This is a genomic window from Priestia sp. ST2 (assembly GCF_055810735.1).
This window is the reverse complement of sequence record NZ_JBVVNT010000003.1, coordinates 642708-661596: the sequence shown is the minus strand read 5'-3', so window position 1 is coordinate 661596 and position 18889 is coordinate 642708. Positions and strand designations below refer to the sequence as shown.

The 18889-nt window shown below is 38.9% G+C and carries 18 protein-coding genes; 7 read left to right on the top strand and 11 right to left on the bottom strand.

Features of this window, described 5'->3' with window-relative positions; genetic code table 11:
• Positions 1-77: 77 nt before the first annotated feature.
• From hxlB to AC0KUU_RS15755, 3 genes are all read right to left on the bottom strand, one after another.
• Positions 78-635, bottom strand: coding sequence for a 6-phospho-3-hexuloisomerase (gene hxlB, locus AC0KUU_RS15765; protein ID WP_013055598.1), 558 nt, complete (start codon positions 633-635; stop codon positions 78-80).
• Positions 636-645: 10 nt separating this feature from the next.
• Complete coding sequence (hxlA, locus tag AC0KUU_RS15760) at positions 646-1275, bottom strand: 3-hexulose-6-phosphate synthase (protein ID WP_013055599.1); 630 nt, start codon at positions 1273-1275, stop codon at positions 646-648.
• 268 nt (positions 1276-1543) lie between these two features.
• Entirely contained in the window at positions 1544-1909 is a 366-nt protein-coding gene (locus AC0KUU_RS15755; RefSeq protein WP_013055600.1) for a winged helix-turn-helix transcriptional regulator, read from the bottom strand.
• A gap of 252 nt (positions 1910-2161) precedes the next feature.
• On the opposite strand from AC0KUU_RS15755, the gene AC0KUU_RS15750 reads away from it, so the two are divergent.
• On the top strand, positions 2162-2743 hold the full coding sequence (locus tag AC0KUU_RS15750) for a hypothetical protein (RefSeq protein ID WP_043980198.1): 582 nt from the start codon (positions 2162-2164) through the stop codon (positions 2741-2743).
• 16 nt (positions 2744-2759) lie between these two features.
• Entirely contained in the window at positions 2760-3083 is a 324-nt protein-coding gene (locus AC0KUU_RS15745) for a DUF3243 domain-containing protein (protein WP_013055602.1), read from the top strand.
• 43 nt (positions 3084-3126) lie between these two features.
• On the opposite strand, the gene AC0KUU_RS15740 is transcribed toward AC0KUU_RS15745, so the two are convergent.
• The 3 genes from AC0KUU_RS15740 to AC0KUU_RS15730 are packed head-to-tail and all read right to left on the bottom strand — an operon-like array spanning position 3127 to position 5525.
• Positions 3127-3312, bottom strand: a complete 186-nt coding sequence (locus AC0KUU_RS15740) for a FeoB-associated Cys-rich membrane protein (RefSeq protein ID WP_013081918.1) — start codon at positions 3310-3312, stop codon at positions 3127-3129.
• A 15-nt stretch (positions 3313-3327) separates the two neighbouring features.
• Positions 3328-5298 carry a ferrous iron transport protein B gene (feoB, locus tag AC0KUU_RS15735; RefSeq protein WP_043980190.1) on the bottom strand — a complete coding sequence of 657 codons (1971 nt, stop codon included), beginning with the start codon at positions 5296-5298 and terminating at the stop codon, positions 3328-3330.
• Complete coding sequence (locus AC0KUU_RS15730) at positions 5295-5525, bottom strand: FeoA family protein (RefSeq protein ID WP_013055605.1); 231 nt, start codon at positions 5523-5525, stop codon at positions 5295-5297. The genes feoB and AC0KUU_RS15730 overlap by 4 nt, the downstream gene beginning before the upstream one ends.
• Before the next feature lie 175 nt (positions 5526-5700).
• Between AC0KUU_RS15730 and AC0KUU_RS15725 the strand changes: the two genes are divergently transcribed.
• The 3 genes from AC0KUU_RS15725 (at position 5701) to AC0KUU_RS15715 (ending at position 9698) form a co-directional block, all read left to right on the top strand.
• Positions 5701-6186 carry a GNAT family N-acetyltransferase gene (locus AC0KUU_RS15725; RefSeq protein ID WP_322551754.1) on the top strand — a complete coding sequence of 162 codons (486 nt, stop codon included), beginning with the start codon at positions 5701-5703 and terminating at the stop codon, positions 6184-6186.
• A 187-nt stretch (positions 6187-6373) separates the two neighbouring features.
• Positions 6374-8749, top strand: coding sequence for a YhgE/Pip domain-containing protein (locus tag AC0KUU_RS15720; RefSeq protein ID WP_322551755.1), 2376 nt, complete (start codon positions 6374-6376; stop codon positions 8747-8749).
• Positions 8750-8846: 97 nt separating this feature from the next.
• The gene (locus AC0KUU_RS15715) at positions 8847-9698 is read left to right on the top strand and encodes a class I SAM-dependent methyltransferase (RefSeq protein ID WP_322551756.1); all 852 of its coding nucleotides are present in this window, start codon (positions 8847-8849) and stop codon (positions 9696-9698) included.
• A 57-nt stretch (positions 9699-9755) separates the two neighbouring features.
• Here the strand turns inward: AC0KUU_RS15715 and rpoN are convergent, their stop codons facing one another.
• Together rpoN and AC0KUU_RS15705 are read right to left on the bottom strand one after the other, a co-directional pair.
• Positions 9756-11093, bottom strand: coding sequence for an RNA polymerase factor sigma-54 (gene rpoN, locus AC0KUU_RS15710; protein ID WP_241771363.1), 1338 nt, complete (start codon positions 11091-11093; stop codon positions 9756-9758).
• Between the two features lie 212 nt (positions 11094-11305).
• Positions 11306-11653 carry a winged helix-turn-helix transcriptional regulator gene (locus tag AC0KUU_RS15705; RefSeq protein WP_034668472.1) on the bottom strand — a complete coding sequence of 116 codons (348 nt, stop codon included), beginning with the start codon at positions 11651-11653 and terminating at the stop codon, positions 11306-11308.
• 163 nt (positions 11654-11816) lie between these two features.
• Between AC0KUU_RS15705 and AC0KUU_RS15700 the strand changes: the two genes are divergently transcribed.
• Complete coding sequence (locus AC0KUU_RS15700; protein ID WP_322551757.1) at positions 11817-12800, top strand: zinc-binding dehydrogenase; 984 nt, start codon at positions 11817-11819, stop codon at positions 12798-12800.
• Positions 12801-13134: 334 nt separating this feature from the next.
• Here AC0KUU_RS15700 and AC0KUU_RS15695 read toward each other — a convergent pair whose 3' ends face one another.
• Entirely contained in the window at positions 13135-14919 is a 1785-nt protein-coding gene (locus tag AC0KUU_RS15695) for an ABC transporter ATP-binding protein (RefSeq protein WP_322552487.1), read from the bottom strand.
• A 16-nt stretch (positions 14920-14935) separates the two neighbouring features.
• On the bottom strand, positions 14936-16678 hold the full coding sequence (locus tag AC0KUU_RS15690; RefSeq protein ID WP_322551758.1) for an ABC transporter ATP-binding protein: 1743 nt from the start codon (positions 16676-16678) through the stop codon (positions 14936-14938).
• 125 nt (positions 16679-16803) lie between these two features.
• Here AC0KUU_RS15690 and AC0KUU_RS15685 point away from each other — a divergent pair, with 125 nt between their 5' ends.
• Complete coding sequence (locus AC0KUU_RS15685; RefSeq protein WP_013055615.1) at positions 16804-17289, top strand: DUF6985 domain-containing protein; 486 nt, start codon at positions 16804-16806, stop codon at positions 17287-17289.
• A 40-nt stretch (positions 17290-17329) separates the two neighbouring features.
• Here the strand turns inward: AC0KUU_RS15685 and AC0KUU_RS15680 are convergent, their stop codons facing one another.
• The gene (locus tag AC0KUU_RS15680; RefSeq protein WP_013081928.1) at positions 17330-18880 is read right to left on the bottom strand and encodes a solute symporter family protein; all 1551 of its coding nucleotides are present in this window, start codon (positions 18878-18880) and stop codon (positions 17330-17332) included.
• Between the last annotated feature and the right edge of the window lie 9 nt (positions 18881-18889).

The window sequence follows — 18889 nt, the reverse complement described above, 5'->3', positions numbered from 1 at the left end:
GTTATGCGATAAATAAATATTTGGTGAAATAGAAAGTTTCAAAACAAAAAAGGTCTTGCCTAGAGCAAGACCTTTTTTTATTCTAAATTTGCATGCTTTCCGTACATTGTATGGGTATCAAGTTCTTTCTTCTCCATGAAGCGAAGAATCAGCGCATCGTAAAAGAGAAGAAGCGTTTGTTCAAACAATGATGCCATAGGCTGTACTGTTTGATAACTGCTTTGTTCTTGATCCTTAGGAGCACCAGGCAGCTTCACGATAAAGTCAGCCAGCTTGCCAAGCGTGGAGTCGGGAGAAATTGTGACTACTCCAACTTTTCCTCCAAGTTCTTTTGCTTTTTGAGCGATAGGAATCAAGCTCTTCGTCTCCCCAGAACCTGATCCGATGATTAATAAATCATCCTGCGTGAAAGTGGACGTCACGGTTTCTCCAATGACATAAGCATCAATGCCCATATGCATCATACGCATAGCAAACGACTTGCCCATAAGACCTGAACGGCCTGCTCCAGTGACAAACACTTTTTTAGATGAGATGATGCCATTTACAAGCTGCTCAGCTTCATCATCAGCGATTAGAGCTGTTGTTTGTAAAAGCTCATTCATAACTGTTTTTAAATGTTCGCTCGTCTGCATAGAAAGCTCCTTAATTTGTAATAAGCTCTTTCATTTGAGAAGCAACTGATTTTTTATCGTCTTGGCTCGTGATTCCTCCGCCAACGATAACAAGATCAGGCTGTGCTTTTACTACTTCAGGTAAAGATTCTAATTTAATTCCGCCAGCAACGGCTGTTTTTGCATTTTTTACAACGCTTTTGATTGTTACTAAATCTTCAAAAGAGTTTTGACCAACAGCTTGAAGGTCGTATCCTGTGTGTACACAGATATAGTCAACGCCAAATTCGTCTAGCTCTTTTGCGCGTCCTTTAATATCTTTTACCCCAATCATATCGACTAGAATTTTTTTACCTTGTTTTTTGGCTTCTTCAACTGCACCTTTAATTGACATATCTTCAGCAACACCTAAGATGGTAATGATGTCTGCTCCAGCTTGAGAAGCTTGCTGTACTTCATAGCCAGCTGCATCCATAATTTTTAGGTCAGCTAATACTTTTAAATTAGGAAATGCTTCTTTAATTTCTTTAACGGCGCGAAGCCCTTCATTGATTACAACGGGCGTACCGATTTCCACGATATCAATATGTTCTTCAACTTCTTTTACTACCTCTTTTGCTTGAGAGATATTAACAAGATCTAATGCTAATTGTAATTCCATTCTACTCCACTCCTTACAGAAATGTATAAATACCTTTTGTGCTTTTTTACATATAAAGCAGCTGGTGTAGTTATTGTACCCGCAGTTTGAGGTTCTTAAAAGTACGCACTTTTCCCACAAATAGTGTGGGGAATGATAGTATACAGAAGTATACTAATGGACATATCAGTCTTGTAACCGCTTAATCTTTATTAAAAATGCGGATGATGTTGAGTAACATCATCCGCATAAAAAAATAAAAACTATGGAATAGAAGGAGTAGTTTCCATCATTTAATCAACGTTTCCGCCTTTTGTTCTTGATTGATCAGCACTGTATCACGGTAATTTTTACCCCAATCATACATGGCTGTCAAAATGGGCATTAAACTTTCTCCTTCTTTTGTAAGTGAGTATTCGACTTTAGGTGGTACGACAGGATAAACTTTACGGTTAACAATTAGATCTTCTTCCAGTTCCCGCAGCTGGTTAACCAGCATACGCGGCGTAATATCAGGAATAAGCGATTTTAGTTCCCCGAACCGTTTTGTTCCTTCACGTCCTAAGTGCCATAGTATCAGCATCTTCCATTTCCCACCGATAATAGCAAGCGTTAATTCTTTTTCACAGTTAAATTCCTTATTAAGCTGGCTCAATTGCTTCACCCCTATGACCAATAGTATAAAATTTATTTTAAAGTACTTCTTATTATACCGGTGCTGACAATCCTTTTACAAAAATCCGGCTTGCGCTTTTCCGTTAAAAAAGGGGAGCTTTTTTAATACATAGTTATTCTTGACTAGTGGGAGCAAAAAGGTGGCCTTTAGTCATGTTTTTTGTGTTCAATTGTTTAAATATAAAAAAAGATGGGAAATCACTCAATAACAATGCTAAAGGAGGCAGTAAAAATGGAAAGAAGCCGATCTGAATTACAAAACCCTGCTTTAAGCAACAGCGCAGGCATTAATAACGACGTAGGAATCAATAACAATCCACAGACAGCTAATAGCACTACTGCTGTTAGCACTGGAAAAAGCTGTAGCAGCAAGCTAGTAAAAGGTGTTGTTGTCGGGGCAGTTGTGGGTGGATGTATAACATTACTTGATAATAAAACTCGCTCATCTGTTAAAAGAAGAGCCGTTACATTAAAGGACTCTTCTGCAAACATGATTAATCAAGTAAAAGAGAACCCTCAAGAAACAAAAGAAAAAATGGTGCAGCAAATGAAAAACGCATCGAATCTTTTAAAAGATGCAATTAATGATGCTAAACATTTGTACGAGCGTGTAAATGAAGATTTCTTTAAGCAAGCAGAAGATGTGAAAAGCGTTACGCATGATGCAAAATCGACGGTAGAAGATGCTAAAAGTGATTTACAGCAAATTGGTGAAAAAGTGAAAGATGCAACTTCTGAAATAAGTAAGGAAAAGATGACGCCAGACGAAAAACCAGAAGCTGAGCGTGAAAGAACATACCAGTCTATTCACTAAAAGGGAGATGTTAACTGTGAGTCAAATGAATGAAGGAACTACAAAAGACATGAATAAAATTGAAGAAACGGCAGATAATTTAGGGACGGAGAAAAAAGAAGCAATTTTGCAGAACTTTGATACGTTTACCGATTATTTAAGTCAAAAAGTTCATGTCGGTAAAAAGCTCGGGTTAAGTGAGGAACAATTAACGGCCGCTACAAAAAAAGTGGCTAGCTATTTAGCCAAAAATGAGGAGCCTCGAAACCGAGAAGAAAAAGTCCTTCATGAGTTATGGAAAGTCAGCAGTGAAGAGGAAAAGGAAGTCCTTTCTCATCTCATTTTAAAACTAGTTGCGTAACATTAAAAAAGCATCCCATCTATCAGGATGCTTTTTTAATGTATTAAGATGATTGATTTTGAGCCTCTTGAATCGTTTTATCCCAGTCAATACCGCAATCATCCGTTGCACAAGAAGATTGCTGTGCGCAGCTTGCACATTTTCCCTGAGTACTCTTGCGGAAGAATTTTGTCATATGATAAAGAGCATATCCAAATATCAAAACCCCAATTAAAATGTTAATAATCAATGTTATTCACTCCTTTTAAGAAAAACCAAGTACTTTTCCAATAGTGTGTACAAGCAAAGCTACGAGATAAGCGACAACCAAAGGGTAGGCCACAGCAAATGCTGTCCATTTCAATGAGCCGGTTTCTCGTCGAATAACAGCGACGGTTGCTAGACACGGAACATAAAGAAGAACAAACACCATAAACGTATAGGCTGTTAGCGGTGTAAAGAATGTCTTCATTGTGTCGCCAAGCTGTCCTTCTTGTACTTTATAAATGATGCTCATAGTCGAAACAACCACTTCTTTTGCTAGGAAGCCTGTAATCAGTGATGCTACAGCTTGCCATGTCGCAAAACCTAAAGGTATAAATAGCGGAGCGATAGCACCTCCAATAATAGCCATAAAGCTATTTTCCATATCTACTCCAAAACCGCCAGGGCCAGCGTAAGATGATAGCCAGATAAATACAGAGCCAGCTAAAATAACCGTACCTGCTTTTCGGACGAAATTTCGGCCTTTTTCCCACGTGCTTCTCCAAAGAGTCTTGGCTTGAGGTACGCGGTAAGGAGGAAGTTCAACAATAAAAGTTGATTGTTCGTCTTTAAGAAGCGTTACTGATAAAATTTTCGTTACAACAAGTGCTAAAATAATGCCAAGCAAGTACATAGAAAACACCACAGCTGCTCCGTTTTGTACAAAAAACGCACCTACAAACAAAGCGTATACAGGAAGGCGTGCTGAGCAGCTCATAAATGGATTTACTAAAATGGTCATAAGGCGCTCTTTTCGCTGTTCAATTGTACGCGCGGCCATGATCCCTGGTACGTTACATCCAAAGCTAATAATCATCGGAATAAATGCTTTTCCGTTCAAACCGAAAAATTCCATGATACGATCCATTACTACAGCAATTCGAGCCATGTATCCTGAATCTTCAAGCAGTGAAATGAAAAAGAACAGGACAAAAATTTGTGGTACAAATACTAGTACGCCGCCTACGCCTGCGATGATGCCGTCCACAATTAAATCATGAATAAATGGAGCGGCACCAGCTGCAGTTAGAAGAGAATCAGCGCCTTTACTAAGCGTTCCGCCAAAAAAACCGTCCAGTTTATCAGAAAGAGGAACGCCAATCCAAGTAAACGTAATATTAAAAATCAAATACATTAAGCCAAGAAAAATAGGGAGACCAAGCCACTTATGCGTCACAATTCGATCGATTCGATCTGTGAAGGTTAGAGGTGTTTCGCTGCCCTTTATGATACACTCGCTGGAAATGCGTTCAATAAATGCTGTACGCACGTCGAAGAAATGCTCGCTAAGCGGCTTGGTTAATTTTTGTGCAGCCGCTTTTCGAAGCTCAAGCAGCTCTGAGTAACTCGTTTTTTCTTTTAATGTTGATTCGATTACGCTATTTTCCGCTAAAAATTGAATGGCAATCCATCTGCTGACATCCGCTTTTGTTTGAATCATATGAATTGCTTGTTCAGCGGTTTCCCCGTAATTTAATTGAAATGAAGGGGCTTTTAAATCTTGCTTCAAAGTGGAGAGAAGCTCATTAATTCCTTTTCCATTGCGGGCAATAATTGCAGAAACCGGAATATGTAATGATTTGCTAAGCTTTTCCAAATGAAAAGTTAATCCACGTTTTTCCGCTACATCAATCATATTTAAGCCGATTACTAATGGCTTTCCATATTCCAATGCTTGAATAGTGAGGTGCATGCTTCTTTCAAACTGAGAAGCGTCTACAATATTCAGCATACTGTTAAATTCTCCGGTTAACAAAAAGTTAGTTACCACTGCTTCATCTGAAGAAAGAGGAGTAAAATCATACACACCCGGCAAATCAACCAGCTGGCTGTTTTGCTTTTTAATAGACCCAACTTTCTTTTCAACGGTTACACCGCTCCAATTTCCTACGTATTCATAGGAATCTGTTAATATATTGAATAAAGAAGTTTTTCCTGTGTTTGGATTTCCTAAAAGTGCAATTGTACTCATGCTGTCTCAACCTCAATTTTAGCCGCATCGCGTTTTCGGATGCTAATCATTTGACCTTGACATTCAATAATACAAGGTCCCCCTAAGATGGTTTTTTGCTTCATGCACAGTTCGCAGCCTTTTTTTACTCCAAAAGAAAGAAGGCGGCGTTCTAATGATCTATCTAAAAATTCAATGTTTTTAACTTTTACTTTGTCGCCAATACTCACGGTAGTTAAATTCATCATTCAGCACTCCTGTTAATGATAATCATTTTCAATTTGTATCTATCTCGATTATACATAAGGTTCTAAAATCAATCAATGCTTCTAGAGCGTTACAATTAAAAATATATATTTATAACTATATTTTTCAGGTGAAATTATGTACGATTTTAGCAGCAAATTGTCAGGAGGGATGTGAGTGGAGGTAATCATTCGCAAAATGAGAAAAGAAGATATTACGTCTGTTCAATACGTCGCAAAGATGAGCTGGTATGATACATATGAAGGGATTATTCCTAGAAGCGTTCAGAATCGGTTTCTTTCAGAAGCATACTCCAATAAAAGGCTGCTGTGGCGCTTGCGCAATTCGTTCATTTATGTAGCAACTATTGATGAGAAAATCGTAGGGTACGCTAACTTTTTCCGACTACAAAACAAAGGGGAAATAGAACTAGGATCTATCTATATACTTCCTGCTTATCAAGGAAAAGGAATCGGTTCGCAATTGTTAGAAAAAGGAATGAAGCGCTCGAAGGAATTAAAAATCGTTTACATTAACGTAGAAAGGGAAAACGGAATAGGCCGTGCTTTTTATCAATCAAAAGGTTTCCAGCTCGTGGATGAATTTGATGATGAATTTGAAGGGCACTTGTTAAAAACGATGCGGATGAAGTTAATGATTTAAGCCTATAGCATGAACGTTATCTTAAAAAAGCTGATTTTAAACTTTCTGCTAAAATCAGCTTTTAATTACAGAATAACGATTGACCTTATTCTTGTGAATATGGTAACATTAATCAGAACTTAATGACCGAAAATGTTTTTCGGTCAAACAGTCAGGCGGAAGTAAGGATTATTGGAGGCTAAAAAACATGAATATGATTAAAGGAGAATGGAAAAAAATCTTTTCCAAACCAATGACTATTGTTGTGATTTGCGGATTGTTATTTGTTCCATTACTTTATAATGTCATCTTTTTATCTGCTTACTGGGATCCATATGGAAAAACAGATCAAATTCCAGTTGCAGTGGTAAATGAAGATAAAGGTGCTACGTTAGATGGAAAGAAATTGAATGTCGGTCGTGATTTTGTTGATGATTTAAAGAAAAATGATAAATTTGACTGGAAATTTACGAACAAAGAAAAAGCGTTAGAAGGCCTAAAAAATGAGGACTACTATTTAGTTTTAGAAATTCCAAAGAATTTCTCCAAAAATGCAACAACATTAATGGATAAAGATCCTAAAAAAATGAAATTTATCTATCATACAAATGCCGGAAAGAACTATTCAGGCGCTCAAATTAGCTCAAATGCAGTGGCTAAAATCAATGATCAGATTAAAGAAGCAGTCACAAAGCAGTATGCTGAAACGGTATTTGACAGCTTTAAGCAAGTAGCGGACGGTCTTCAAAAAGCAAGTGACGGTGCAGGAGAGCTCGAAAATGGCTCAAAAACGCTGCGAGATAACATGAAGAAATTAGCAGACAGCACGGTTACATTCGAAGACGGTACAGCTAAATTGGCAAGTGGGTTAACGGATGCACGAAAAGGAGCAACAGATTTAAATGCAGGTGCAGCTAAGCTCCTAAACGGTGCGGATAAGATTAATGAAAACTTAGGCAGTCTAAACAGCGGTTTAGGAAAGTTAGAAAGTGGGAGCGGACAGCTTTATGCGGCTTCTAAAGAACTTGAAACAGGTGCGGGAAAGCTTAGTAATGGATTAGGACAACTACAAGACGGAACTGCAAAACTGCAAGGAGCAACACAGCAGCTCAATGAAGGAACAAAGACACTTCAAGGGAAACTACCGCAGTTTACAAGCGGCTTAAATCAAGTGGACGCTGAAGTGAGCAGCGTTACGCAGCAAATTAATCAAGCGGAACAGGAAATTACGCAGATTAAACAGCAGGTTGATTCAAAAAAAGCAGAGTTTGAACAGCAGCAGCAAGCCCTCATTGACAGCATTAACAGCAACGAGTCCATTCCTGATGAGCAAAAACAAACGCTGATTGCAGGAATTAAAAAACTCACGTCTCAGCAGTTTATGGATGAACAGCAGCAAAAAGCAGAGCAGCTAAAAGCAAAAGTAGATAAAGTGCAAGAGTTATCAGCAGCGCTTCAAAAGCTCTCTAAAGGCGGAGAAGATATTCAAAGCGCTATTAATAAAATTGCTGATGGACAAAGTCAGCTGTACAATGGCCAGACAAAATTATATAATGCCCAAACTCAATTATACAACGGTGCTGTTAAACTAGCAGACGGAGAAAAGCAGTTCAACAGCAAATTTGCAGAGCTAAACAGCGGTATTGCTGACGCTCATACAGGAGCTGGAAAGCTTGCTGACGGGCAGCAGCAAATTGTGGATGGACTTAAGAAGTCTGAACAAGGAAGCGCAGCGCTAGCAAATGGTTTAACACAGCTAGAAAACGGGGCAACCAAATTAGCAAATGGTTCTAAAGAGTTAACAAATGGTTCGTCCAAACTATATGATGGTTCATCTAAATTATCAGATGGAACAAGCGAGCTTCATTCATCTTTAGCAGATGGTGCAAAAGATGCAAAAGATGTTAAAGCGGATGATAAAACATATAGCATGTTTTCAAATCCAACGGATTTAAAATCAGATAAACAAAACAACGTAGATAAGTACGGTGTCGGATTAGCTCCATACATCTTATGTATTGGCTTGTTTGCGGGAACGTTAATGTTCTCAGCGGTATATCCAATGAAAGAGCCATCAATTCGACCGACATCAGGCATTTCGTGGTTCTTAAGTAAGTTTAGTGTCATCACTATTGTAGGTATGCTGCAGGCAGCGATTGCTGTTACAGCTCTTCTATGGGGCTTGCATCTAAACGTAACAAGCATTTGGCACTTCTATATCTTTACCATGATTACAGGTGTGACGTTCTTTACACTTATCTTGTTCTTAACAACAGGGTTAGGAAAAGTAGGGCAGTATTTAGCCTTCATTATTCTGCTGCTTCAAATTGGCGGCAGTGCAGGTACATTCCCTAAAGCACTTGTGCCGGAATTCTTCCAGGCAATTAATCCGTACTTGCCTATGACCTATGCAATTCGCGGTTTCCGTGAAATCATCTCAATTGGTGATGATTTCGGCTATGTATGGCATCAGGCTGGCGTACTTGGAATCTTTGCAGCAATCTTCATCACTCTTTCATTGATAATGTTTTATATCAATGCCAGAAAAGAGAAGCATCACACAGAGGAAGAGGCAGCAGCATAATTTAACTAATATAAAAAGAGAGTTCCAGTTTAAAAAGGAACTCTCTTTTTCTTTATGATAGTATAGGTTTACGTATAAAAGAGGGGAACGTGAATGCATGCAGCTTACAAAATTTTCGGTATATGAAAGTGATCGTGTAAAAAAGTGGCAGGAAGGGCTGAAAGAATGGGACGGTTCAATATCGGAACGGATGATAAACGACCGAGCTGAAGATGAATTTTGGCAGCAGTATTTAGAGAAAATGTCTTTTAATTCAGTAAATGACCCTGTAGTAAAACAGCTTCAACAAGAACTTCTTGCTTTTTTGAATCCAAATGACTCTGTTATGGAAATTGGCCCTGGCTGGGGAAATTATACGTTTTCGATTGCTGATTATGTAAAAGAACTTACGTGTATGGATTGTTCGCCAAGCATTATTCGCTACTTACAAACGCAATCAGATGCCCGCTCTAATCTAAAGTTCATAGAAGGTAAATGGGAGTATGAGCGTCTAACAGATAACTACGATGCCGTAGTAGGAATAAACTGTTTTTACCGTATGCATAATATTGTCGATGGTCTCTTAAATATGAACGATTCGGCTAATCGTTTGGCGGTTATAGGCATGTCAACGGGTCCAGAAAAGCCTCACTACGTGGAGTTACATAGAAAGCTTGGGTACGAGATTAAATGGCGCCGTAAGGAATATATTGACTTACTAAATATTTTATATGAACTGGGTATTTACGCAGATTGTAAGCTGGTTCCTATAACCAAAACGGTAACTTATGAGATGTACGAAGATCTCATCAAGAAGAACTCGACAAAGGTGCTTTCTAAAGATATTGACAAGTTAGAAACTGAGAAGATTATTTTACAGCATGTAAAGAAAATAAATGGCACATATGAATATACGTATCAATATCATATGGCTTTTATTTATTGGAAACCGATAAAAAGAACCCGTTGAGTAAAATCAACGGGTTCTTTTTAGTAGGGATAAAGCTGTAATTTAGAATAAGCAATATTAAAATCGTCGCCGCTTAGAAGAACTTTCAATTCCTGCTTCTTCACGGTATTTAGCTACTGTTCTTCTTGAAATCTGAATTCCTTCGCTGGAAAGAAGAGACATGAGCTTTTGATCTGAAAGAGGTTTTAATTTATTTTCTTCGGCAATTAATGTTTTGATTTTTTCTTTTATAAAGGCAGTAGAATTGCTTTGTTCGCCATCAGTTCGCTCTAAAGAATTGGTGAAAAAGTATTTTAACTCAAACAGCCCGCGTGGCGTTTGAATATACTTTCCGTTAGTCGCACGACTTACCGTTGATTCGTGACAGTCTATTTTTTGAGCAATATCTTTTAAGTTAAGCGGCTTTAGCCCCGAAATACCCATTTCAAAAAAATCTTGCTGATGTTCCACAATGGCTTTGGACACGTTGTAAATCGTCGCATTACGCTGCTCAATACTATTGATTAGCCAAGTAGCTTCATGAATTTTTTCCTGTACGTATCGATCGGTTGTTACGCATGCAGAGCGATGAACCAGCTTTTGATAGGTGCCGTTAATTTCGATGGGCGGAAGCAGCTCGCTATGAAGAATAACATGATAGCGGCCGTCAACTTTTTGTACCGTTACATCAGGCGAGATGTACTTTGTAAGCGGGACGTGGAAATCTCCTGCTGGACGAGGATTTAATGTCCGCAAGCAGTCAACAATTTCTTGTACTTCACGCATCGAAATAGAGTATTTTTTTGAAATGTTCCGATATTTTTTGTTAGCAATATCTTCAATATCGTGTTTTACCACGTCGTATAAAAGAGGAGGCTTTGACTTTTTGGCCTTAATTTGAATAAGTAGTGAATCGACAAAATTTTGAGCGCCCACGCCAATCGGATCAAAGCTTTGTAAAACGTGAATCATATCGTTGACTTCGTTAATTGAAACATTCAGCAGTTCGGCTGCCAATTTTGGCTCAATTGCTAAAAAGCCGTTTTTATTTAAGTTTCCAATTAGAAATTGAACGATGTGTTTTTGGTGTGAGTGTAAATGATTTAGCATAGACAGCTGCTCTAATAAATGACTCTCTAATGTCACAGTTTGATCAGATATATAATTAAACGGATTATAATCGTCATCGGTATAACCTTTTGAATATGAACGCTGTTCTCGAGTATCAAATGAATCTTTTTGCTGAGAGTCGCCAGCAGACAGTTTAATCACAGGATTTTCATTGACTTGCTGATGAAGATAATGAACTAAATCGGCCGTAGAATAATTTAAAATGTTGATAGACTGACGTAATTCAGGTGTCATGGCCAATTTTAATAGTTGTTTTTGGGATAAATCTAAACCTAATTGCATCATTGAATCACCTATCATTCTTGAGTTTTATTTCGACAATTCTGGCTGCATCGTTCGACATCATCATAGCTGAAAATGCGAAAGAATTCTATAGTGTTGTCAGATGTTCTTACACAGGGGCTAATTGCAAGAAAGAGTAGGAGAATAGATAAAACAAAAACGAATAGCTCCTGGCAATAGCTATTCGTTTGTTTTAACAGAGCCGCTAGGAGAACTTAGCTGCAATTTGGGGTGTTTCCCATTCTTCTATCTCCCCATGCGCACATCATATTTAAAATTTCTCGTAAGGTTTCGCCTTCTTCACTGAGTGAGTACTCTACTTTAGGAGGAACTTCATTGTATACTTTTCTATTAACCACACCGTCTTTTTCTAATTCTTTTAGCTGTTGAGACAGCATTTTTTTGGTAATAGCAGGCATAGCTCGCTGAAGTTCACTAAAACGTTTTTCACCTTCTTTTAATAAGCATAAAATAACGACTTTCCATTTCCCGCCGATTACTTCAAGCGTTGCTTCAACAGGTACATTATAGTGGGGTGCTTTCACCGTTAATCCTCCATTCATAAACAGATATGAAATATGGATATAATAATTTAATATCCATAGACCTAGGTTACCGGGAAGGTACCTGGTTACATGAAAGTGCCGTCTTTTGTAAACAACATGTATTTATTATACTGAAAAAGAACTTTTAATTGAAGGAAGAAATGTAAAAGGGGGGATCTTGATGAAAGCTTTACTGCTAGAAGGCAAAGGGAAAGTAAGTGAGATGAAAGTCGGAAATATCCAAAAGCCACATCCAGCTAAAGGTGAAATTTTAGTTAAAATTAAAGCTACTGCTTTGAACCCTGTAGATTATAAAACAGGAAACAGCGGTAATCCTAGTTGGACATATCCTCACGTATTAGGACTTGATTCAGCGGGCGTTGTCGAGGAAGTGGGAGAAGAAGTCACAGCTGTCAAAGTCGGAGACCGCGTTGTATATCATAGCGATTTATCAAAAAAAGGCGGGTTTGCACAATACGGAGTGACAACAGCCCACACAGTTTCTCTTATTCCGCAAGGGGTTTCATTCGAAGACGCTGCGGCTATTCCATGTGCGGGATATACAGCATATCAAGCATTGTTTCACAAAATGAACGCTTCAAAAGGACAAACAATTTTAATTCACGCAGGTGCTGGAGGGGTTGGAGGATTTACCATTCAGCTTGCCAAAAATGCAGGCCTTACAGTGCTCACAACCGCATCTTCTGCCAATCATGAGTTTGTAAAAAGTTTAGGTGCTGATTATGTAATCGACTACCGTAAAGAAGACTTTGTGAAAAAAGTGCTGGATCTTACCGATGGAATCGGTGTAGATTTAGTCTTGGATACCGTTGGACGAGACAATGCAGACGAGTCGGTAAAGGCTCTTGCTTTTAATGGTCAAATTGCATTCATCGCAGGACCGCCTAATGTAAACGATGCGATTTCGTTTGCGCACCCACTATCGTTTCATCAAGTTGCATTAGGGAGTGTACATCAGTCTAATAACGTAAAAGAACAGCAAAAACTTGCTGAGATGGGAAATAAAATGCTTTTGCTTTTACAAGAAAATACGCTAAATGCACTCGTGGAAAAAGTCATTTCACTAGAAGAAGTGCCAGCAGCATTAGATGAACTGGCGACTCGTCGAGTAAAAGGGAAAATTGTAGCTGTAATAGATAAATGATAGAACGAAAAAGAGATTGAGACATAACTACATCAATTCAATCTAAAGACAAACAAATGGAATAAAGGAGCTCGTATCGACCATTTATTACACCGCTGTTGATTTCCGTGCAAGGCTTCGCTTTCCGCGGCCGGCTGATGAGCCTCCTCGTTGCTTGCGCTCCTGGGGGTCTCATCCCTTCCGCTGTTCCCGCAAGAGTCTTCGCTTTGCCCTCCAATCAACAGCTAGAAGCAGCTAACTAGATGAACCCTACGTTTACCAGCACAATGAAAAGGTCCGAACGATTACTCGTTCAGACCTTCTTTAAACTAACAGACTTTTTATTTTACCTCTTTTAAATCGTAAACTGCTGCGTATAGAGTTGGTGATAAAACCCTTGTTTTTCTAGCAGCTCGCGATGATTTCCTTCTTCAATAATTTGTCCGTCTTTTAAGACAAGAATTTGATCTGCATTTTCAATCGTTTTAAGGCGGTGGGCAATGACAAAGCTTGTTTTTCCTTTTAATAGATTACTCATTCCTCGTTGAATATCAATTTCTGTTTTTGTATCAATGTTGGAAGTAGCTTCGTCTAAAATTAAAATATCACAGTCAGAAAGCATGGCTCGAGCAATCGATAAAAGCTGCTTTTGACCTTCACTTAAATTTCCTCCGCCAGCTGAAATCGCGGTATTGTATTGCTGCGGCAAATGTTTGATAAACGAATGAGCATTGGCCATTTTAGCTGCGCTTTTCACTTCTTCGTCGCTGGCATCTAACCGACCAAATCGAATGTTATCCGCAATCGTACCGGAAAATAAATAGGTATCTTGAAGAACAATGCCGATTCGGTTTCGTAAATCATGGATGTTATAGTCACTGATGGAACGTCCGTCAATTTTAATGTCTCCGTTTGAGATGTCATAAAATCGTGTGAGCAAGTTAATGATGGTTGTTTTACCAGAACCTGTGGGACCGACCAAAGCAACCATTTCACCTTTTTTTGCTGTCAGTGTAACATTTTTTAAAATCATTTTTTCATCGTTATAGCCAAATGATACGTTCTCAAAAGCAACGTCTCCTGCAAATTTTGTAACAGAAAGAGCGTTTGGCTTGTTTGTGACGTCCGGCTGCTCATCCATAATCGCAAACACGCGCTCTGCGCCGGCAATAGCCGAAAGAATGGTGTTTACTAAGTTTGCCATTTGACTGATTGGGCGAGAGAACTGACGTGAGTAGTTAACAAATGAAGCGATCATCCCAACTGTAACGCTACCTTGAACAGCCATAAATGCGCCCGCTCCGATCACTAGTGCTAAGCCTAAGTTGTTAATAAAGTTTGTGACAGGACCTAAAAAGCCTGAAAATGTTTCCGCTTTTGTTGCTGAACTTCTCAGCTGTTCATTTCGTTCATTAAAAATAGTTAAAAAGTCTTTTTCCTTACTAAAAAGCGTAACAACTTCTCCTCCAGAGATTGCTTCTTCTACAAAGCCGTTTAGCTCACCTAAGTCTTTTTGGCGTTTGACAAAATTTTCACTGCTGCGTTTTAATATTTGTCGAACGATTATAACCATCAAGGGAATAACAATCAGCGTGATAATGGCAAGAATCCAGTTGAGCGAGAACATCGCAATGGTAATGCCGACTAAAGACAAAATAGAGGACAGAGCCTGAATAACGCTTTGACTCAGAGCGCTGTTTAGATTATCAATATCATTTGTGACTCTGCTCATTAACTCTCCGTGAGCTCGTTTGTCAAAAAAGCGAAGGGAGAGAGTCTGAAGCTTTGCAAATAAATCTTGTCGAAGCATTCCAATAGTCGTAAACGAAACGTTCACCATTAAATAGGTTTGCAGCCATGTTAACAAAGATGTCGTAATATAAATTCCTGCAAGAATAAGGGACATTCGTATCGTTCCGCTGATATCTTTAGGAATAATATGCTCATCAATAATAACTCCAATTAAATAAGGGCCTAGTAAATTAAGCAGGGAAGTCACAATAACTAAGATTATCGCAGCCGCAAGCGGAGGTTTTCGTTTCCCCATATATGACCAGATTCTGTACAGTGTTTTTTTTGCATTTTTTGGCTTAACTACAGGGCCTTTCATCATTCCTCTAGGGCCGCGAATAGAGCTCATTTGATTTTTACCTTGGTTATTCACTAGGCAACACCTCTTTTCCGCCTTGTGCAAGGTAAATGTCGTAATAAAGAGAGCGATAACGAAGCAATTCTTCATGAGTCCCTTGTTCAGCAATTTTGCCTTCATCCATGACGATAATATGATCAGCGTGGAGAAGAGACGAAATTTTAGAAGCAATAATGATAACGGTCGCATCAGCAAACTCTTCTTTTAAATGTTTTAGTACCTGCGCTTCTGAGACAGCGTCTAATGCCGAAGTTGCATCATCGATGACTAGGATAGCGGGCTTTCTAACAAATGCACGCGCGATTGAAAGACGCTGCTTTTGCCCTCCTGATAAATTGGTTGCTCCTCGCGTTAAAGGATACTCATATCTTTCTGGAAGTTTTTCAATAAACTCCGTTGCGCATGCAAAATCCGCAGCATCTTCAATTTCTGAGGAAGAAGCCTGATCTTTTCCCATTCGAATATTCATATCAATCGTGCCGGTAAACAGCGTAGCTTTTTGAGGAATAAATCCAATGGATGAGCGAAGCACTTTTACGTCATAGTCCGTAAGGTTTTTTCCATCTACGAAGATTTCGCCGTCATCAGGATCATATAAGCGGGAAATAAGTTTTGCAAGCGTCGACTTCCCGCTTCCAGTAGAGCCGATAATGCCAATGGTTTCCCCGTGTCTAGCAGTGAACGAAATATCTTTTAATACGTTTTCGCCATTTTTACTATAGCTGTATGTAACGTTTTGAAACGATAGATCACCTTTAAGTCTGTTGATTTGAGCAGCAGAGTTTGCTGGAGGGATGTCTATTTTTGTTTTTAAAACAGAATCGATTCGTTCAGCTGAAGGGAATGCGCGTGTAATTTGCATCAGCACCATGCTGCTTGACATAAGTCCGTTTAAAATAATCGTTAAGTAATTAATAAAAGCTAAAATCACACCTGCTTCAATTTTTCCTGCTTCGACTTGAAGTCCTCCCAGCCATAGAGTAGCTACCATTCCGATATTTACGACAAATAAAATAACGGGCATTAAAAGCGAAATAAGCTGAACAGCACTCATATTAGCTCGCGTCAAGGAACTGTTTGCTTCTTTAAACTGATTGATTTCATACGATTCTCTTACATACGCTTTTACTACACGCATCCCTGATAAATTTTCTTGGACTTTTGTATTTACATGATCAACGCTTTGCTGAACTTTTTTAAAAAGTTTTCCAGCTTTCGTGATCACAAACCAAATGCATAAAAATAAAATAGGGACGACCACGACGATAATAGGAAACAAAGAACGAGCGGTTAATAACACGATCACAATACTTCCTGCAAAAAGTAAAGGACCTCTAACTAATACTTTTAGCGTCATATTCAATGCGTTTTGAACACTCGTTACATCATTTGTCATGACGGTAATTAAGTGACCAGTCCCTAGTTTGTCTCTGTTGCTGTTTGAGAGGTTTTCAATTTTTTCAAAAAGCGATTTCCGAATATCGGTAGAAAAATTTACTGCCGCTTTTGTGCTAAGGATGGCGCAGACGATACCGGCAGCTAAGCCAATGACTGCTAACATAAGCATAAGGATACTTCGAGTGATAACATATGTTTGATCGTTGTTTGCAATGCCATAATCAATGATATGCTGCATAATAGTAGGCTGAAGAAGGTCAGCTAACACTTCAATTACCATCAATAGCGGGGCAAACAGCGCGAGCCATTTGTAAGGTTTTAAGTAAGGGTACAAAGATTTAATTGTATTCACACATTGTGGCACTCCTTTCTGTAAAAAATATGGTAACATAGAATAAGTTTAGAAGTTTGTTTCAAGCACCATTTATTATACGCCAATGCAAGCAGAAATCCACTTTTTGAGGGGTCAGGTATGCAATGAATCAAACATTACGAGTACATCATCCGCTTTTTGGATCTTTGTTATATGACTCGGCCTGGGTTGGAGAAAAACAGGTCACTTTCTTTGGACAAAAACAACAGGTGTTGCTGACAATTGATGGAGATAAAGAGAAGCCATTTCAAAAACGACAAGAAGAGGCCTTTCAAGCATTTTGGCTTCAAGGTGAATTATTGTTAAAGAGGACGGAAAAAGCTCTTTTTGATTATTATCAACAGGTGCGAGATGAATACAGAACTCAAGTTGAAAAAGACGTGGTAGACTTATTAGTTCCGAATGTAAAAAAGCGAAAAGACATCGGGTTTTTAGTTGAGTGTATTCAAATCTTTGTTCCTGAAGCACCTCATGATACAAGAGAACTTGGTTTGTTTTTTGAATGTACGTGGGAAGAAGAGCATATGTTAGCTGTAAAGTTTAGAAATGAACAAATTTCCGCTATTGGTTTACAAGAAGATTTATTCTAGTAAAAAGCCTTGAAGCAACCTGCTTCAAGGCTTTTTGGCATTAATGCTTGACGGGCTCTTCGATTCCCATACCTGTATTTGCTTTTACTAAAATCTCATCAAATTTCTTTTCGTCTGCTTTTTTAGACGAAAGAAGTGTTCCTATAAAAGCAGCTAAGAAGCCTAGAGGAATAGAGATAATACCAGGGTTTGTTAGCGTAATGAGCGGTTCACCTACAAAGATAGCAGCTCCCGGCTCAGGTGCCCATACGTTAGGACTAATGGCAACTAAAAACAGGGAGCTGAATAGTCCAACCAGCATGCCAGTGACTGCTCCTGCTGTATTAAAACGTTTCCAAAAAATAGTGAGAAGAATAATTGGCAAGTTAGCGCTCGCTGCTACCGCAAACGCAAGTGCCACTAAAAATGCCACGTTCATGTTTTGAGCAAATAATGCAAGAATAATAGATAAAATGGATACCCCAATAGAAGCCCATCGTGCAGCCACTACCTGTTCTTTTTCAGTAGCAGCTCCTTTACGCAGAATATGACTATAGAAGTCGTGCGCGAATGCTGAAGCTGCTGAGAGCACCAGTCCAGCTACAACAGCTAAAATTGTAGCAAATGCTACAGCTGAAACGAACGCAAAAAGAAAGTCTCCGCCAAGAACTTGAGCGAGCAGAGGAGCCGCCATATTTCCTGCTGCATTTGCTTTGATAATATCATCATATCCTACAAAAGCAGCAGCACCGAATCCTAAAAAGATTGTCATAATGTAAAAAACGCCAATGATCCACGTTGCATAAATAACAGACTTTCTTGCGGTGATGGCATCTTTTACTGTGAAGAAACGAATAAGGATATGAGGCAGGCCTGCTGTACCAAGAACAAGAGCTAAATTCAACGAAATCATGTCCAGCGGATTTTTGAATTTATTTCCTGGATTTAAAAAGCCGTCACCAAGAGGAGTTGCAGTTTTCATCTCGGAAAACATTTTAGCTAAGCTAAAATCAAATTTTGAAAATACGATAATGGAAATAATGAACGTGCCAATCATCAGAAGCAAGGCTTTGACAATCTGCACCCAGCTAGTCGCTGTCATTCCTCCAAATACAACGTAAACCGTCATCAAGACGCCGACAATCAAGACAGAGTACACGTAATCTAGACCAAGTAATAAATGAATTAATGCTCCTGCTCCAACAAGCTGCGCAATCATATAAAAAATGGAAATGGTGATCGTGTTTAACGCAGCAACTCCCCGCACTTTCTTTTCGTTAAAACGAGCTGCTATCATATCTGCCATCGTGTACTTTCCTAAGTTGCGAAGGGGTTCAGCTACAATGTATAACACAACCAGGTAGGCAACTAAAAAGCCGATGCTGTAAAAAAAACCGTCAAATCCAGAAAGCGCTACCATTCCAGCTATGCCTAAAAATGATGCAGCAGACATATAATCTCCGGCAATTGCCATACCGTTTTGCCAGCCGGTTAAACTTCCATCTGCTGTATAAAAGTCACTGGTCGTTTTTGTCCGCTTGGATGCCGCATACGTAATGATTAGCGTAAGACCTACAATGGCTAAAAAAAGTGAAAAAGCTAGTACGTTCATTGATTTAAC

Excerpts from the sequence above, each read along its gene's own strand:
- rpoN (WP_241771363.1), bottom strand. The coding sequence starts at position 11,093 with ATGATGCAATTAGGTTTAGATTTATCCCAAAAACAACTATTAAAATTG.
- AC0KUU_RS15705 (WP_034668472.1), bottom strand. The coding sequence starts at position 11,653 with ATGAATGGAGGATTAACGGTGAAAGCACCCCACTATAATGTACCTGTT.
- AC0KUU_RS15720 (WP_322551755.1), top strand. The coding sequence starts at position 6,374 with ATGAATATGATTAAAGGAGAATGGAAAAAAATCTTTTCCAAACCAATG.
- AC0KUU_RS15680 (WP_013081928.1), bottom strand. The coding sequence starts at position 18,880 with ATGAACGTACTAGCTTTTTCACTTTTTTTAGCCATTGTAGGTCTTACG.
- AC0KUU_RS15695 (WP_322552487.1), bottom strand. The coding sequence starts at position 14,919 with ATGAGCTCTATTCGCGGCCCTAGAGGAATGATGAAAGGCCCTGTAGTT.
- AC0KUU_RS15700 (WP_322551757.1), top strand. The coding sequence starts at position 11,817 with ATGAAAGCTTTACTGCTAGAAGGCAAAGGGAAAGTAAGTGAGATGAAA.
- feoB (WP_043980190.1), bottom strand. The coding sequence starts at position 5,298 with ATGAGTACAATTGCACTTTTAGGAAATCCAAACACAGGAAAAACTTCT.
- AC0KUU_RS15715 (WP_322551756.1), top strand. The coding sequence starts at position 8,847 with ATGCAGCTTACAAAATTTTCGGTATATGAAAGTGATCGTGTAAAAAAG.
- AC0KUU_RS15730 (WP_013055605.1), bottom strand. The coding sequence starts at position 5,525 with ATGATGAATTTAACTACCGTGAGTATTGGCGACAAAGTAAAAGTTAAA.
- hxlA (WP_013055599.1), bottom strand. The coding sequence starts at position 1,275 with ATGGAATTACAATTAGCATTAGATCTTGTTAATATCTCTCAAGCAAAA.
- hxlB (WP_013055598.1), bottom strand. The coding sequence starts at position 635 with ATGCAGACGAGCGAACATTTAAAAACAGTTATGAATGAGCTTTTACAA.
- AC0KUU_RS15750 (WP_043980198.1), top strand. The coding sequence starts at position 2,162 with ATGGAAAGAAGCCGATCTGAATTACAAAACCCTGCTTTAAGCAACAGC.
- AC0KUU_RS15685 (WP_013055615.1), top strand. The coding sequence starts at position 16,804 with ATGAATCAAACATTACGAGTACATCATCCGCTTTTTGGATCTTTGTTA.